Annotated in this window: 12 protein-coding genes and 1 pseudogene; 3 read left to right on the top strand and 10 right to left on the bottom strand. The window is 39.4% G+C overall.

What is annotated here, in order from left to right:
• Positions 1 to 83: 83 nt before the first annotated feature.
• From ACOXY8_RS06170 to pgi, 10 genes and pseudogenes are all read right to left on the bottom strand, one after another.
• Positions 84 to 1,594, bottom strand: a pseudogene (locus ACOXY8_RS06170) (IS1634 family transposase).
• A gap of 120 nt (positions 1,595 to 1,714) precedes the next feature.
• Positions 1,715 to 2,773, bottom strand: coding sequence for an SMP-30/gluconolactonase/LRE family protein (locus ACOXY8_RS06165; RefSeq protein WP_458330682.1), 1,059 nt, complete (start codon positions 2,771 to 2,773; stop codon positions 1,715 to 1,717).
• A gap of 3 nt (positions 2,774 to 2,776) precedes the next feature.
• Positions 2,777 to 3,085, bottom strand: a complete 309-nt coding sequence (trxA, locus tag ACOXY8_RS06160; protein ID WP_458330681.1) for a thioredoxin — start codon at positions 3,083 to 3,085, stop codon at positions 2,777 to 2,779.
• 227 nt (positions 3,086 to 3,312) lie between these two features.
• Positions 3,313 to 4,140 (bottom strand): mechanosensitive ion channel family protein, encoded by an 828-nt coding sequence (locus ACOXY8_RS06155; protein WP_458330680.1) that lies wholly within the window; start codon positions 4,138 to 4,140, stop codon positions 3,313 to 3,315.
• Positions 4,141 to 4,156: 16 nt separating this feature from the next.
• On the bottom strand, positions 4,157 to 5,599 hold the full coding sequence (locus tag ACOXY8_RS06150; protein ID WP_458330679.1) for an aldehyde dehydrogenase: 1,443 nt from the start codon (positions 5,597 to 5,599) through the stop codon (positions 4,157 to 4,159).
• Between the two features lie 35 nt (positions 5,600 to 5,634).
• The gene (locus ACOXY8_RS06145; RefSeq protein ID WP_458330678.1) at positions 5,635 to 6,660 is read right to left on the bottom strand and encodes a dipeptidase; all 1,026 of its coding nucleotides are present in this window, start codon (positions 6,658 to 6,660) and stop codon (positions 5,635 to 5,637) included.
• Positions 6,635 to 7,423: an SDR family oxidoreductase gene (locus ACOXY8_RS06140; protein WP_458330677.1), complete on the bottom strand. Its 789-nt coding sequence runs from the start codon at positions 7,421 to 7,423 to the stop codon at positions 6,635 to 6,637. The genes ACOXY8_RS06145 and ACOXY8_RS06140 overlap by 26 nt, the downstream gene beginning before the upstream one ends.
• Before the next feature lie 38 nt (positions 7,424 to 7,461).
• Positions 7,462 to 10,254 carry a DNA polymerase I gene (gene polA / locus ACOXY8_RS06135; RefSeq protein ID WP_458330676.1) on the bottom strand — a complete coding sequence of 931 codons (2,793 nt, stop codon included), beginning with the start codon at positions 10,252 to 10,254 and terminating at the stop codon, positions 7,462 to 7,464.
• Positions 10,255 to 10,343: 89 nt separating this feature from the next.
• The gene (locus ACOXY8_RS06130; protein ID WP_458330675.1) at positions 10,344 to 11,330 is read right to left on the bottom strand and encodes a type I phosphomannose isomerase catalytic subunit; all 987 of its coding nucleotides are present in this window, start codon (positions 11,328 to 11,330) and stop codon (positions 10,344 to 10,346) included.
• Complete coding sequence (pgi, locus tag ACOXY8_RS06125; protein ID WP_458330674.1) at positions 11,331 to 12,980, bottom strand: glucose-6-phosphate isomerase; 1,650 nt, start codon at positions 12,978 to 12,980, stop codon at positions 11,331 to 11,333.
• Positions 12,981 to 13,167: 187 nt separating this feature from the next.
• Here pgi and ACOXY8_RS06120 point away from each other — a divergent pair, with 187 nt between their 5' ends.
• The 3 genes from ACOXY8_RS06120 to ACOXY8_RS06110 all read left to right on the top strand — a co-directional run bounded on the left by ACOXY8_RS06120 (position 13,168) and on the right by ACOXY8_RS06110 (position 16,023).
• The gene (locus tag ACOXY8_RS06120) at positions 13,168 to 14,271 is read left to right on the top strand and encodes an AI-2E family transporter (protein ID WP_458330673.1); all 1,104 of its coding nucleotides are present in this window, start codon (positions 13,168 to 13,170) and stop codon (positions 14,269 to 14,271) included.
• Positions 14,247 to 14,591, top strand: a complete 345-nt coding sequence (locus ACOXY8_RS06115; protein ID WP_458330672.1) for a YraN family protein — start codon at positions 14,247 to 14,249, stop codon at positions 14,589 to 14,591. The genes ACOXY8_RS06120 and ACOXY8_RS06115 overlap by 25 nt, the downstream gene beginning before the upstream one ends.
• A gap of 139 nt (positions 14,592 to 14,730) precedes the next feature.
• Positions 14,731 to 16,023 carry an aminopeptidase P N-terminal domain-containing protein gene (locus ACOXY8_RS06110; RefSeq protein WP_458330671.1) on the top strand — a complete coding sequence of 431 codons (1,293 nt, stop codon included), beginning with the start codon at positions 14,731 to 14,733 and terminating at the stop codon, positions 16,021 to 16,023.
• The last annotated feature ends 18 nt before the right edge of the window (positions 16,024 to 16,041 follow it).

Below are 16,041 nucleotides of genomic sequence, written 5' to 3'. Positions count from 1 at the left end.
TTGGATCGAACACATTGCTGATAAACAGCCTCCCGCCATGATATGCAGCAGTGCTCCTGTTTTGTGCAACGCGTGACCCAAAATTAAATTTTCATATTCAATAGCGATTGCTGCACCAGTGAGGGCTTTAGGATTTTGGTTTTTGTTTCTTTTGATTTTGGCAGGGTATACTTGAGTTGTTTTATATCCTTTATTTCTTGGATAGCCTTTTCTGGTGATAGCTTAATTTGGTTTAGCACCAATAACCTTTCTAGTTCCTTGTAGACTGTATATGCGGCAAAGCAAAGACAAATGTGCGCTTCAATCCGCTTTTTTAGACGGTGATAAACGGGTCTTATTCTTAAGTCTGTTTTTGATATTCTAAAAGCCTTCTCTATCTGCCATAACTGAGAGTATTGCCCTATAACTTCTTCTTTTCTTAGCTTGGTATTAGTTATATACCCTTTCAAGCCATCCCACACCTTATCAGCTTGATATTGTTTATAGTCAATACTCACTTTGGCTTCGCCTTCTAGTTTGAGATATTTATTATACCCTCGATTATTGATATGATCCTTGTTGAGCTTGCCGTTTCTTACTTTGTTTTCTAGTCGTTTTAAGCCCTTTTCTCGGTTTATTCGATCCTTTTTTGCCCTACTTGATGAATAGCTAACAATCAACCTCCCCTTTTTAGATTTGACCTCTCTGGGCTCTCCTTCTTGTATGTTGAGTGTGATAATCTGTTGTTTTATCTCTTGGCTTTCATTTTTCACCCTTCCACCAAGGATATATTCGTAGTCATATTGCACTAATGCATTGATATTAGTTTGTGATAATAGCGCCGCATCTGCCACGATGATGGGTTTATCGATAGAAAATTTTTGTTGAAAACTCTCCAAGACGGGTATTAATGTCTTTGTTTCAGAAGTGTTACCTTCAAAAATTTGGTACCCAATTGGATAGCCATGATTGCTCACAAGAAGCCCAATCATAATTTGTGGGTGTTGGTGCTTGCCATCCTTGTTGAAGCCTGGAATGCGATAATCATCAGGCTCTGACGCTTCAAAATATAACGTGGTCATATCATAAAATACCACACCAATGTGACTACCTAAAAGCTTTCGCGTGTAGTCAAAGGTGATTTGTTCTATCGTGGGCTTTAGGCTTTGATCTACCTCATCAAGAAAGCGATAAAGGGAATATACGCTCACATCTAAATCTAAATGCTTCTTGAAGTACTCAATCGTCTTTAGTTTGCTTCCTGGATAGACTAACCTGCACAATACCAGATTTTTAAAGTAATCGCGTGACCCACCTTCTGGGAAGCCTATTTTTCGGTAAATTTCGACTAAAATAAGCGTTGCTCCCACATACTGGATATGCTCATTAGAGACACCTTCTAAAAAGCTTTCTACAACTAAATCATCATGCTCAATAAAGAGAGAAGAAAGCCCTTTCAATCTATCTCGTTGTTTGCCAGTAAAATAAGTAAATCCTCCTCTCGCTTAGTATAGGCTATACCTACCGTCTTAATCACCTTATTCTTCCGGTTAATCTTATGGGCAATTTGAATGCTTACTGAACCACTCTTATTGGTGTTTTTGCGAACGAACATAACCCAAAAATAAACCCGCGTGACCCAAAATCAAAATTTATGCAACATAAGTGACTGATAATCAATATATATAATTTGAAGCGATGACGTCGCGCACAAAACAGGAAAAGAATAGACAGATCACTCCAAGTTCATCGTTACCACTAATATTTTTGGATCGAACACATTGCTGATAAACAGCCTCCCGCCATGATATGCAGCAGTGCTGCTTCCCGATAGGTTCTTTCCATCGTCGGTGAGGATTTCATTCACGTTTAAAAAGCCGTCAATTGAGCTATAAGAGAAGTGTAGAATTTGTGAAGGGGAATGCTTTTTTTGATTCTTAGCATGTCGCATAAACGCTAGCATATTTGGATGTGCTGCTACAAGTAAAGTTCCGTCTTTGTTTATTTCGATATTATCTGCTCCTGTGTTCAAGTTCATACTATGAAGCAATTCCAATGTGCCGTTTGTATAGCTACGCTGGAATGCAGAGATTTTTTTTCCAGTAGTTTCTGATACAAATACAATATCTCCATCTTGACTAGTGTTGATGCCGTTGGCATAATCAAGTTGGTCTGCAACTATACGGTAAGATTTGCCGTCGAAATAGCCAACAGAAGCTGTTCCTTGTTTTAGCAAGTCTGCCATCAATCTTTTAACACCCTGCTCTATACCGTGATCATTGGTGAAGTAAAATGCTCTAATTCCAACTGCTACTAAATCGTTTGGACTTTTTAGTTCTGGACCCGTTAAACTTTCCAAATGACGTAATTGGCCATTTTTATAATCAAATATTTCAATAAAATGTCCAGAACTTCGATGATTGATTACAAATAGTCTGGTGATTCCAAGTGCTCCTTTGTACAGGGAGATGCCATGTGGGTTGAATTCAAAATCTAAAGAGGGACTGATTTTCTTTGGTATGAGCGATTCACTTTTCAGATCAATTGAATAAATGCCACCTTTAACTTCCTTGCCCAGCATCCGAGCTCTTCGATCGTCCGATGAAATAAATAATAAACTACGATCGTAATCTATGGTGATATCCTCGGGGCCCTTTACGCCTTCTATTGTCAGGCTGCTTGTGTAGCTATTTGCAGGATTTCTGAACGCTCCAAAATCATACAATACTTTTACAATCAATAGAATGATAATTCCGAATATTACTGCAATTAGTAACAGCAGTCTTTTTTTCATGATCTACAAAAATTTGGTCAATATAGCAGAAAGGTCTCTTTTTGTCATCATGCCTGATTGTTGCCATTTGATTTCACCACCTTTAAATAATATAAGAGTTGGCACACCACGTACCCGAAATTGCTGGCTCACCGCAGGGTTTTTGTCCACATCTATTTTGATCACTTTCAGCTTTTCGCCAAATTCCTTAGCGACATCACTTATTACCGGCGCCAATGCTTGGCAAGGCCCACACCAAGTTGCGTGAAAATCTACCAATACAGGCAAATTAGGATTCGCAATTAACTCGTTGAATGATTTCTTTGGTTCCATATAAATTGTTGTTATCAGTATCTATACCAAATTTTCCATTTTCTCTAAACGAGCAAAGTAATTATTAAATTCTAATTGAAGTAAATTTCTCGAAAATCTGATTTCAGGGAATGAAATTTCAATTTATAGATTTATTGTAATTGGTCAAGGGGGAGGAAAAGAAAAGGCTTGTCACTGCAAATAGCGACAAGCCAAACTTTTAATCCAAAAATAGACTCTTTTAAAATCTATTGTTGTTTCATATGAACATCTCTTTGTGGGAATGGGATTTCGATATTGGCAGCATCTAATGCTTCTTTTATATCTTCTAACCCTTCGAATGTCATCGACCAGAAATCTTCTGCATTTACCCAAACTCTTACACTTAAGTTTAAGGAGCTATCTGCTAGCTCAGTCAACACAACTTGTACACCTTGTTCTGGCAATACCCTTGGGTCTTTGGAAAGAGTGTCTACAATTATTTTTCGTGCTTGCTTAATATCAGAATCATAGGAGATCCCAACCGGGAATGCCACTCTACGCGTTGGATGAGCTGTAATGTTAATGATATTGGAATTGGCCAATGAGCCATTGGGCATTATAATTTCTCTATTGTCGGCGGTATTGAGTCTAGTATGTAGTATATCTATTTTTTCAACTGTACCAATCTCACCTTGGGCTTCAATTACATCGCCAATTCTAAATGGCTTAAAAGCCAAAATCAACACTCCACCCGCAAAATTACTTAAACTGCCCTGCAAGGCTAAACCAATAGCCAAACCTGCGGCGCCTAGAATAGTCAAGAAGGAAGTCATAGGAATTCCAACTGTGCCCAATACAGTAATAAACAACATTACATACAAGGCAAACCTAGTTAGGCTAGTCAAAAATGATTTTAGTGAGGGCTCGAATGAGCCTTTATCTAAACCTTTTCTAATAAGGTTGCCAATTTTTCCTATTAGCCATGTACCAATTAATAGGATAAGAATGGCACCTAACAACTTCGGGCCAAAGTCTATAATAAACTCTAATATTAATTCATTAATTTTTTGAGGGTCGAATGATCCTAAATCCATAGTCGATAATTTTAATTTATAATTTGATACAAATATTTTTCTCTTCAGTAAAAAATTTGAAGGCTTCCATTCCGCCTTCACGCCCTACTCCTGATTGTTTCATCCCGCCGAATGGCGTTCGTAGATCTCGTAATAGCCAGGTATTTACCCACACTATGCCGCTATCGAGTTTGTGAGCAATGTTGTGTGCTCTTTTTAGGTTCTGAGTCCAAATGGTGGCGGATAATCCATACGAACTCTTATTTGCATAACTCAATACCTCCTCATCTGTTTCAAAAGATTGAATGGTTACTACTGGCCCGAATATTTCTTCTTGGTTAGTGCGGCAGTCGATATCAAGGCCTTCTACAATCGTAGGAGCTACAAAATAACCACCTGAAAGTTTGCCATCCAAAATCACTCTGTCGCCACCACACAATATCCTCCCGCCTTCTTCATGCGCCAATTGGATGTATGAAAGTACTTTTTGCATATGCGATTCCGATACCAAAGCGCCCACTCTGGTTTTATCATCCATCGGATCTCCCACTTTCATTCTAGCCACTTTTTCTACTAAAGCATTTTTAAATTTCTCATATATACTAGAATGTATATACACTCGTGAGCCACACAAGCAAATCTGTCCTTGGTTGCTAAACCCAGCCTTCAAAGTGCCCATTACGGCTTCATCAAAATCTGCATCTGCAAAGATGATATTCGGATTTTTGCCGCCCAGTTCGAGAGATAGTTTCTTAAATTCTGGAGCAGCAATAGCGGCTATGCGTTTGCCCGTTTGTGTGCCACCAGTAAATGAAATGGCTTTGACATCGGGATGAGAAATCATAGGCTCACCAGCTTTTGGTCCTAAGCCATGTATGATATTCAAAACGCCTGCTGGCAAACCGGCCTCTATGCAAATTTTGCTAAGCAAATAGGCCGTCATCGGAGTAAGTTCAGAGGGTTTTGCTACCACTGTATTGCCAGAAGCCAAGGCAGGAGCTATTTTCCAAGTGAACAAATATAGCGGGAGGTTCCAAGGGCTAATGCAAGCGACTACACCCAATGGCACTCTTTGCGTGTAATTGATGGCTGATTGGTCTGTAAAGTGCGCCTCGCTATTGAAATGCAAAATGCCAGTAGCATAATATTCAAAATTGCTTACAGCTCTAGGAATATCTACCGACTTGGCTAGCCATAGTGCTTTGCCATTATCGATACTTTCGGCCATTGCAAGTTCATCTAAGTTCTGCTCAATAAGTGAAGCAATTCGCATTAAAATATCCACCCGCTTTTGCACGGGCATGGTTGACCATAATGAAAATACATTCTTGGCCGCATCCACCGCTTCAGCAACATCTTGCTCATCGCTATCGGGAATTAGGCTATAAACTTCGCCTGTGGCAGGCTGAATATTATTTAGATATTGGCCATTTTTTGGAGCTTTGAGCTCTCCGTTTATATAGTTTTCGATTTTTTGCATTGCTTGCCTTGGTTCTCAATAACGAATGATGGGTTTTACACCCATAATTTATCAATAAAAGAAAAAACGTTTTTATAAGCCAATTTTTCTAATTGCTCTTTCGAAATTCCTCGCTCGGTAAGTTGTGCTAAAATGCCTTGATACTTCGAAGCATCCTCGTGCTCCTGATGATAAAAAGGTACCCGTTTTGGATCTGGATGGTCGGCTGTATAGAAGAAATCTGCTCCAAAAGTCAATTTACTTTCTCCACCCAATTTGAGCCCATATTCAATATGATCGAGGAGGGTATCAGCCTTGTCATTGTCCACAAATGCACGCACAAAATTAATCCCAATGAGTCCGCCCATGGCATAAATCTCCTTGGCAGTTTCATCGCGGAGGTTTCTGGGATGATCCCATACTTCCCTGAAATTGGAATGACTCGCAATAGGGATAATGTTGAGTCTTTTTTGATGGATATAATTGAGTATATCATCGGCCAGTGCATCACTTGTATGTGACAAATCGATGCAAATATGCTTGCCATTGATATAGTCTAGCAGTTTTTTGCCATCTTCTTTAAGTCCAGCTTTGGTATAATTGCCTCCACCAAATCTATTTTCGCCATGGTGAGTCATGCTGATATAAAGTATTCGACGAGTGGCAAGGAGGATTTTTTCCAAGTTTTGAAAAGCCTGCTCAATGGGTATTTCCTCTGTGGCAATTCCCGCAGCATTTTCTATGGCAGCAACGATGGCTGTTTGATGCAGATCAAGTTCTTTTTGAATTTGGTCAGTGTTTTTTGGCAGATAGAAAAAATCAGGATGTAAAGTGGCTAAATCCCTAAAAATTTCTGCTTGTCTCAAGCCCATTTTTGCGGATTCTGCATATACATTATTGTAAATAGCCATCACCTGAAATCGGACTTTACCACGACGTAAATTGGGAATGCTACAACCAAGATCTGGAGTAAAAGCATCAGGATCGGGACGATGAGCAAGATAGCTGAGCAAATCACAATGAAGGTCGAATATAGGAAATGGGCTTTTTTCCATATTACATTGAGCCTGTGCGCCCTCCATCTACTGGAATATTTACTCCATTAACATAACTGGCGGCAGGTGAAGCTAAAAATGCAGCCACATTTGCGACCTCTTCTGCACTGCCAAAGCGGCCGGCCGGAATGCTGCTTTTCATATTTTCTTCTACAGCTTCAATACTTGCAGATAGCTTTTTAGACTTGCCCTCAATTAATGAATCCAAGCGGGAGGTTTTGGTGAAGCCCGGTAGCACATTGTTTACCGTGATTCCGAAAGCGCCTAATTCATTGGCCATTGTTTTGGACCAGCTTGCGACCGCACCTCTGATGGTATTGGATACACCTAAGCCTTGTATCGGTATTTTCACCGAAGTAGAAATCACATTAATTATTCGACCAAAGCCAGCCTTTTTCATTCCTGGCACCACGGCTTGCGTCAGTATCTGATTGCAAATAACGTGTGCGTCAAATGCCTGCTTAAATTCCTCTAAAGAGGCATCAATTGCTTGGCCTGCTTTTGGTCCACCCGTATTATTGATTAGGATATGGATTTCTTTTCCCGAATTTAGATAATCATTTACAACATTTTTCACCTGTTCTGGTTGAAAGAAATCTGCAACTAGATAATCATGCCTTTGTCCATTTCGGCTATCAAGCTCTTTCAAAACAGTTTTTAGAGAGTCTTCATTTCGGGCAATTAGGGTAATATCAGCACCCAATTTTGCCAATGCAATGGCTATTGCCTTGCCAATGCCCTGGCTAGATCCACCAACTAATGCTCGTTTTCCTTTTAGGTCTAAATCCATCTTAATTCAATTTTTTTCCGCTTTTTGCATGGTTGAGTTTAATGAGCTTCCAACCAATTATTTCCAATACCAGCCTCTACCAATATAGGGATTTCTAGTTTGATTGCCTCCGACATCAGTTTTGGAATATGCTTTTTCAATATCTCTACTTCATCTTTATGCGCATCGAAGATCAATTCATCATGCACTTGCAATATCATTTTGCTTTTTAGCTTTTCCTGCTTCATCCATTTGTGGATGTTTATCATCGCAATTTTTATCAAATCGGCGGCGCTACCTTGCAATGGCGCGTTGATGGCATTTCGCTCGGCAAATCCTCGCATGGTCATATTGCGGGAGTTTATGTCTCGCAAATATCTGCGACGGCCTAGAATTGTTTCTACATACTCTACCTCCCGCGCTTTTTCTATACAATCGTCCATATAGCGTTTCACGCCCGGAAATTCTCTAAAATAAGCTTCTATAATTTCAGCAGCTTCTTTTCTAGGAATAGCTAATCGCTGTGAAAGTCCGAATGCAGAAATACCATAAATGATTCCAAAGTTGGCTGTTTTAGCCTTCCTTCTCATTGAGCCATCCACTTCTTCCAATGGCACTTTGAAGATTTTGGCTGCGGTAGCGGCATGAATATCTTTCCCTTCTTTGAAAGCCTGCACCATAGTTTCGTCCTTTGAAAATGCGGCCATCAAACGCAATTCTATTTGTGAATAATCAGCAGCTAGGAGCACGTAATTTTCATCTCTAGCAACGAAAGCCTTGCGAATAAGACGGCCACGATCGGTACGAATTGGGATGTTTTGCAAATTGGGATTGGTAGAGCTTAAGCGACCCGTTGCAGCTACGGCTTGATTGAAAGAAGTATGCACTCTACCATCACTTGGACTAATCAATTTGGGCAAAGCATCAACATAGGTAGATTTCAATTTTTGTAGTTCACGGATATCGAGAATCTTGGAAGGAAGCGGGTGGATAATGGCCAACCTGCTTAAAATCTCCTCCCCTGTAGCATATTGACCTGTTTTGGTTTTTTTTGGCTTCTCTTCTATTTTGAGTTTATCAAATAATATTTCACCCAATTGCTTTGGACTTGAAATATTAAACTCCTCTCCAGCAAGTTCGTAAATCTCCTTTTCTAGTGCTTCGATTTCAGCTTCCAGTTCTTTAGAGAATTCGGCTAAGTTTTCCTTATCCACTCGAATGCCTTCAAATTCCATTGCAGCCAGCACTTCCACCAAAGGAAATTCCACATCATTGAGTAATTTTTCTTGATTGTCTTTTTTAACTAATGGCGCAAGCACTTTATGCAACTGCAGTGTGATATCGGCATCTTCGGCAGCGTATTCTGTGATTTCCTTCAGCGCGACATCACGCATATTGCCTTGGTTTTTGCCTTTCTTACCAATTAGTTTGGTGATGGAAACTGGTGTATAATTCAAGTAGGTTTCTGCCAAATAATCCATACCATGTCTCGTTTCCGGATCGATAAGGTAATGCGCCAGCATGGTGTCGTAAATCGGACCGCTTACATCGATATCGTACTTGCGGAGCACCAACATATCGTATTTCAGGTTTTGTCCGATTTTCAGAATACTCGGATTTTCGAGGACTTCTTTGAATTGACTAAGCAGCTTTTGGGCATCCTCCCGCTTTTCTGGCACAGGGACATAATATGCCTCATGGGTAATGTATGAAAAGGATAGTCCTACCAATTGTGCTTCTATGGCATCCAAATCGGTGGTTTCAGTATCAAAGCAAAATGCTTTTTGGATGGATAAATAATGAATTAAGCTTTTGATTAGCTCAGGCGTATTTATCAGAATATAATCGTGCGGAATATTGGCAATACTGCCTTTTCCAGATGGGATAATTGCTTCTGGCTCTTCTTCTTTTGCAGCTGTGGCAAACATATCCAACTGCTCACCCGAAAGCTCTACAGTAGGGCTTGCAGTTTCGGTTCCAAACATCCGTTTGGACAAGGTTCGGAATTCCAATTCATCGAATATGGCTTTTACTTCGTCTACATTTGGCCCGTTGAAAACCAAAGCTTCTTCGTTAAACTCTACGGGCGTATCAATATCAATAGTGGCAAGTTTTTTTGAAAGCAGTGCTAATTCAGCATTTTCGATCACCTTTTCCTTCATTTTGCCTTTGAGCTCATGCGTATGCTCAATAAGGTTTTCGATGGAGCCATATTCTTTGAGGAATTTCACGGCTGTTTTTTCGCCCACACCCGGAATACCCGGTATATTGTCTACCGCATCGCCCATAAGCCCGAGCATATCTACCACCTGATCGATACGTTCGATATCCCATTTTTTGAGTACTTCGGGTACTCCCATTACGTCAACGCCATTGCCCATAAAGGCGGGTTTGTAAAGGAATACCTTTTCTTCGACTAGTTGACCAAAATCCTTATCAGGGGTCATCATATAAACGGTGAAGCTTTCTCTTGCAGCTTTTTTGGCAATGGTGCCAATAATGTCATCAGCTTCCCAGCCGTCTAATTCCAGGCAAGGGATATCAAAAGCTTTCACGAGTTTTTTTACCCATGGGATGGCTACTTGGATATCCTCTGGTTGCTCTTGGCGATTGGCTTTATAGGTCACAAATTCCTTGTGACGGAAAGTAGGTGCAGAGGTGTCAAAAGCTACAGCTATGTGGCTAGGTTTTTCCTTGCTCAATATTTCTACGAGCGTATTAGTAAATCCTAATACGGCTCCTGTACTCATGCCTTTCGAATTGATTCTTGGGTTTTTGCTGAAGGCAAAATGGGCTCTATAGATTAAAGCCATGGCATCCAGCAGAAAGAGTTTTTTATCTGACTTACTCATGGTTTAAAGATAATGTAGATTAGGCAATAAAGCCGATGATTTTAGAGAATTGGCTTTTCTTTCTCATTTTGGAGGATTTTAAACCCCATTTAACTCAACTCAATATAGGTTTCAAGGAAGCTGATTTCGTTTTTGGTTGCGATTCGGCAATAATCTAAGTTTGCCGGGATAAGCCAAACTTCACCAGCCTTGGTGGCCATTTTTCCTCCCGCATAGTCCAGATTACCATCACCAGCTACCACCGTTATGATTCTAAAATCTCCATTTGGATGGATAACAGTTTCCTGATTGTCGGTGTAATGATGATAATTCGTAATGAAGTATTCGCAGCGTACAATTTCTTGTTTGCCAATAGCGGTCTTATTTATTGGCGACTTATACTGATCGTAATATTTATAATCGATGGCATCAACTGCTTGCTCTACATGAAGTTCACGTTTGTTGCCATCAGCATCTACTCTATTGAAATCGTAAATTCTATAAGTGATATCTGATGTTTGCTGAATTTCGGCGATTAGCAAACCTGCGCCAATAGTATGCACTCGACCTGCCGGAATGAAAAACACGTCGCCAGCATATACTTTTTCGCGGTTGAGTGTAGTTTCTAATGTTTGGTTTTTGAAGTGTTGTAAATAGCTTTCTTTATTCATTTCGCGGTTGAAACCGCTAATCAAAGTGGTATTAGGGTCGGCCTGCAATACGTACCACATTTCAGTTTTTCCAAATCCATTGTGGCGAGTTTTAGCTAGTTCGTCATTAGGATGCACTTGTATGCTTAAGTCCTTATTTGCATCTAGGAATTTAACCAGCAGGGGAAAATTTGCACCAAATTTCTTGAAGGCTTTTTGCCCAAGAATATCTTCTCCATTTGATTGAAGTAAATCGGATAGCAACTTTCCTTGTAATGGGCCATTGGCTACTTTCGAGATATTCCCTTCCACGCCAGATAGCTCCCAGCTTTCGCCACAGCTTGGTAACGGCGAGAAATCCTTGCCTAAATAGCTGCGGAGTTTATCTCCTCCCCACAATTTTTCTTTATAAATGGGATCAAATTTAAGCGGATAGTTTGGTGTCATTTATCGAAAATTCTTGAATGCATTGATTAAACCATTGGTAGAGCTATCATGGCTTTTTATCTCGATATCATTTTTAAGTTCAGGTAATATTTTACCAGCGAGTTGCTTGCCTAATTCTACTCCAAATTGGTCGTAACTGAAAACGTTCCAAATTAAGCCTTGAACGAATATTTTGTGCTCGTACATAGCGATAAGACTACCTAATGTATATGGAGTTAGTTTTTTGCAAAGAATACTATTGCTAGGCTTGTTGCCAACAAAGCATTTGAAAGGAGCTATTTGGGCAATTTCATTCTCATCAGCACCTTGAGCTTTTAGTTCTGCTTCTACCTCTTCCCGAGATTTTCCATTCATTAGTGCTTCGGTTTGTGCAAAGAAGTTTGCCATCAATATATTATGCTGATCGCCCAATTTGTGATGAATATTGGCGGTAGCTATAAAGTCGCAAGGAATGAGTTTGGTGCCTTGATGAATCAATTGATAAAAGGCATGTTGACCATTGGTGCCCGGCTCGCCCCAAATAATTGAGCCACTTTGATAATCAAGTTTATTGCCTTTTCTATCTACTGATTTGCCATTGCTTTCCATATCGGCTTGTTGCAGATAAGCTGGAAATCTATGCAAGTATTGATTGTAGGGCAGTATGGCTTGTGACTCTGCATCGAAGAAATTGTTGTACCATATACCCAATACAGCAAGTATCACTGGGATATTAGATTCTGGTTTTTCATCTCTGAAATGCAAATCCATAGCTCGTGCGCCTTCGAGCAATTCGTAGAAAACGTCGAAGCCCAATGAACACGCGATGGACAAGCCGATTGCAGACCATAAAGAATAGCGACCACCAACCCAATCCCAAAATGTAAAAATATAATCAGGATCAATACCGAATGCTATGGCGGCTTCTTCGTTGGTAGAAATGGCTACAAAATGTTTAGTGATATCTTCTTCCCTCCCGCCGTTCTCGAGAAACCATTTTCTAGCTGTGTGTGCATTGGCCATAGTTTCTTGGGTGGTGAAGGTTTTTGAGGAAATCATAAAAAGCGTGTTTTCTGCATCTACTTTTTTGAGGGTTTCCGTAATTTGACTTCCATCCACATTCGACACAAAGTGGCTTTCAATATGCTTTATCTTGTAAGGTTTCAAAGCTTCGGTCACCATAACCGGGCCTAAATCCGAGCCGCCAATGCCAATATTTACAATGTTTTGGATGGGTTTGCCATTAAATCCTTTCCAATGACCATTGATTATCTGTTCAGAAAATTCCTTCATTTGGTCGAGTACGGCGATTATATCGGGCATTACATTTTGCCTATTTACCATTATCGGGTCGCCATCCAAATTGCGTAGAGCCACATGTAGCACCGCACGATTTTCTGTTTCGTTAATAGTCTTCCCAGAAAACATAGCTTTTATCCCTTTTTCTATACCAGCTTGCTTTGCTAGTTGAAAAAGGAACTGCATAGTATCTTCTGTAATTCGGTTTTTCGAATAATCAAGAAGAATATCTTCAAACTGAATGGAGAACTTTTGGAATCTCTGAGGGTCATTTGCAAATAAAGTCCTCATTTGGAGGTCTTTTATTTCCTTGTGATGCCTTTTGATTTTTTTCCAAGTGGCAGTTCTGGTCAAATTCTTTTTTGGAAGCATATTGGACAGCAAATTACTAAAAAGAAGGCTTTTTTAGCTGAATATTTGGAAGATTCCTTAAGTTGAATTTTTTATTTAATACACAATGTAAATTTGGATACAGAGTTGATGAAGATATTATGAGAAGGATAACATTGGGTTAATTATTTTTTAAGGATATTAGTACCACTTAACTTACCATAAGAATATGAGCAATACGAACACCATGAATAATATGAATTTTCCACCTTATGTAAAGGCTGTATTTATAGGCTTTTTGATGATAATGTTGGTTGTCATTATGATTTTTGGCCGTAGTATACTTGTGCCAATGCTCTTTGCAGCTTATACTTCCATGCTTTTAGTGCCATTTAACAATAAGCTGGAAAAGTGGAAGTTCCCTCGAAGCTTAGCTACTTTAACCTCCTTGAGTGTGGCCATTATTGTAATCCTTGGCGTTTTTACATTTTTCTTTATCCAGCTTACATCTTTTGTAGATGATTTGTCTAACATCCAAGAGCGAATTGATGGATTGATTAAAAGCCTTAATTCCAATATCCAAAGTATCACAGGTGTGCAATCAGACATTTCGGTGATCTTACAAAAGGAAGAGATAGTAGAGTTGATCAAAAACAATAGTAAAAACATTACTACTGCTGTAATGACTACTGTTGGTAGCTTTGGTGGAGTTTTATTGATACCTGTATTTATATTTCTCTTTTTGTATTACAGAAATCACTTCAGACAATTTCTTATCAAGATTTTTCACAATCATGACCCTAAAAAGGTAAATGAAACGCTTGCGTCGGTGCGTGTTATCATTCAGCAATATTTGGCTGGTATAGGTAAGGTAATGTTGATATTGGCTGTATTGTGTACAGCTGCATTACTGGGATTGGGGATAAAACATGCGGTATTTTTTGGAGTATTCGCTGGATTGATGAATCTGATTCCATACGTTGGACCTTTATTGGCCGCCATTTTACCATTTACCTTTGCACTAATTACAAAAGATAGTTTATGGTATCCATTCGGCGTGGTTATAGCTTTTACAGTTATTCAGGCACTTGAAGGTAATTTCCTCACTCCCAAAATTGTAGGTTCCAATGTAAGCCTCAACCCATTTATTACCTTCTTTGCTTTATTAGTTGGTGCAGCAATTTGGGGTGTTATCGGGATGATTTTGATTATACCAACCATTGCGATTCTAAAAAAACTATTTGAGCTTTCTCCTGCCACAGAACCTTATGCATACCTGATGGGAGCTGAAGAAGAGAAAAAGACTAGATGGATAAGGATAGGAAAGAAATAGGTAGAGTTGGAGAGCAATTGGCATTAGCATTCTTGCAAAAGAAAGGCTATGAATTAGTTGCGCAAAACTATCGGCATCGTCGTGGTGAAATTGACCTAATAGTAAAGCGGGAGGATTTGCTCGTATTTGTAGAAGTGAAACTTCGAAGTGGGTCGCACTTTGGCTTTCCTGAGCAAATGGTGAGAGAAAACCAATGGAACTTGTTGATGGAAACTGCCAAAGCATTTCAAGAAGAGCAAGAACACAATGGACCCATTCGCTTCGATATTGTGGCCATATTGGGTGAGCAAATTCGGCATTTCGAGGATGCTATCTTCTAATTGGAGAGCATGTAAAAGAGCAAAAAACCTAAAGAATAACCCATTTACCTCCCGCCACATTTGCCCTCGCTAGTGTCTAATTTTTTGCTATTATGCCATTATAGATGCAACTTTAAATTCTTTACAATTCATATAAATCATGAGATATACAGCACTAGATAAATCCCTTTATCAAACGAATAGAAAAAACTTCACAAAGCAATTACCATCAAGCGCTATCGCTGTTTTCAATAGCAACGATATAATGCCCACAAATGCAGATGGTACAATGTCATTTAGACAAAATAATGATTTGCTATACCTCACAGGTATAGATCAAGAAGAGAGTATCTTAGTGATTTTTCCAGATCATCCAGACGAAAAGCAACGTGAAATCTTGTTTCTAAGAGAAACCAATGAACATATTGCTATTTGGGAAGGTCATAAGTACACCAAAGAAGAAGCTGAGGCAGCGTCCGGAATTCAAAATATTTATTGGAGGCATCAGTTCGAGAGCGTATTCAATACACTTATGCCTTTTGCTAAAAAGGTATTTTTGAATACCAATGAGCATTTGCGTGCGGTCGTAGAAGTGGAAACACGTGATGCGAGATTTGTAAAATGGTGTATGGCAAAATATCCTCTACATACATTTGAGAGGTCAGCACCAATAATGCAAAACTTGCGAGCAGTAAAGTCACAATATGAAATTGATGCCTTACAAGAAGCATGTCGCATAACGGAACTAGGCTTTAGGCGTGTGCTCAATTTTGTGAAGCCGGGAGTTCAAGAGTATGAAATAGAAGCAGAATATGCGCATGAGTTTTTGAGAAACAGGTCAAAGGGTTTTGCGTATCAGCCCATAATTGCATCAGGAGCAAATGCGTGTGTGCTACATTATATCGATAATAGCTTGCCTTGTAATGATGGAGATTTGTTGCTAATGGATGTGGGAGCAGAGTATGCCAATTACAATGGAGATATGACAAGAACTATCCCAGTAAATGGCCGATACACCAAAAGACAGCGGGAGGTTTACGATGCAGTGCTAAGCGTAAAAAATTATGCAAAAAGTATTTTGAGACCGGGAACTACCATACCTCAGTATCATAAGGAAGTTGGTGATTTTATGGAAGGCAAACTCATAGAACTTGGTCTATTAGATAAAACTGATGTAAAAAATCAGCATCCTGATCAGCCACTTTACAAGAAGTATTTCATGCATGGCACATCGCATCATATTGGATTGGATGTTCATGATGTCGGAAATATATATCGCAAAATTGAGCCAGGAATGGTCTTTACGGTGGAGCCAGGGATCTATATTAGAGAGGAGAATATTGGGATCAGACTGGAGAATGATATTGTAATTCAGGAAAATGGATATCTTGATTTGATGAAGAATATTCCCATAGAAGCAGAAGAGATAGAAGACTTGATGAATAGCAAATAACTGAACCTTAAATATAAA

The sequence above is a fragment of the Peijinzhouia sedimentorum genome, assembly GCF_049340005.1.
Taxonomy (GTDB): Bacteria; Bacteroidota; Bacteroidia; order Cytophagales; family Cyclobacteriaceae; genus CAXBDP01.
The sequence above is the reverse complement of the archived record's forward strand: the minus strand, read 5'-3'. Positions and strand labels throughout refer to the sequence as shown.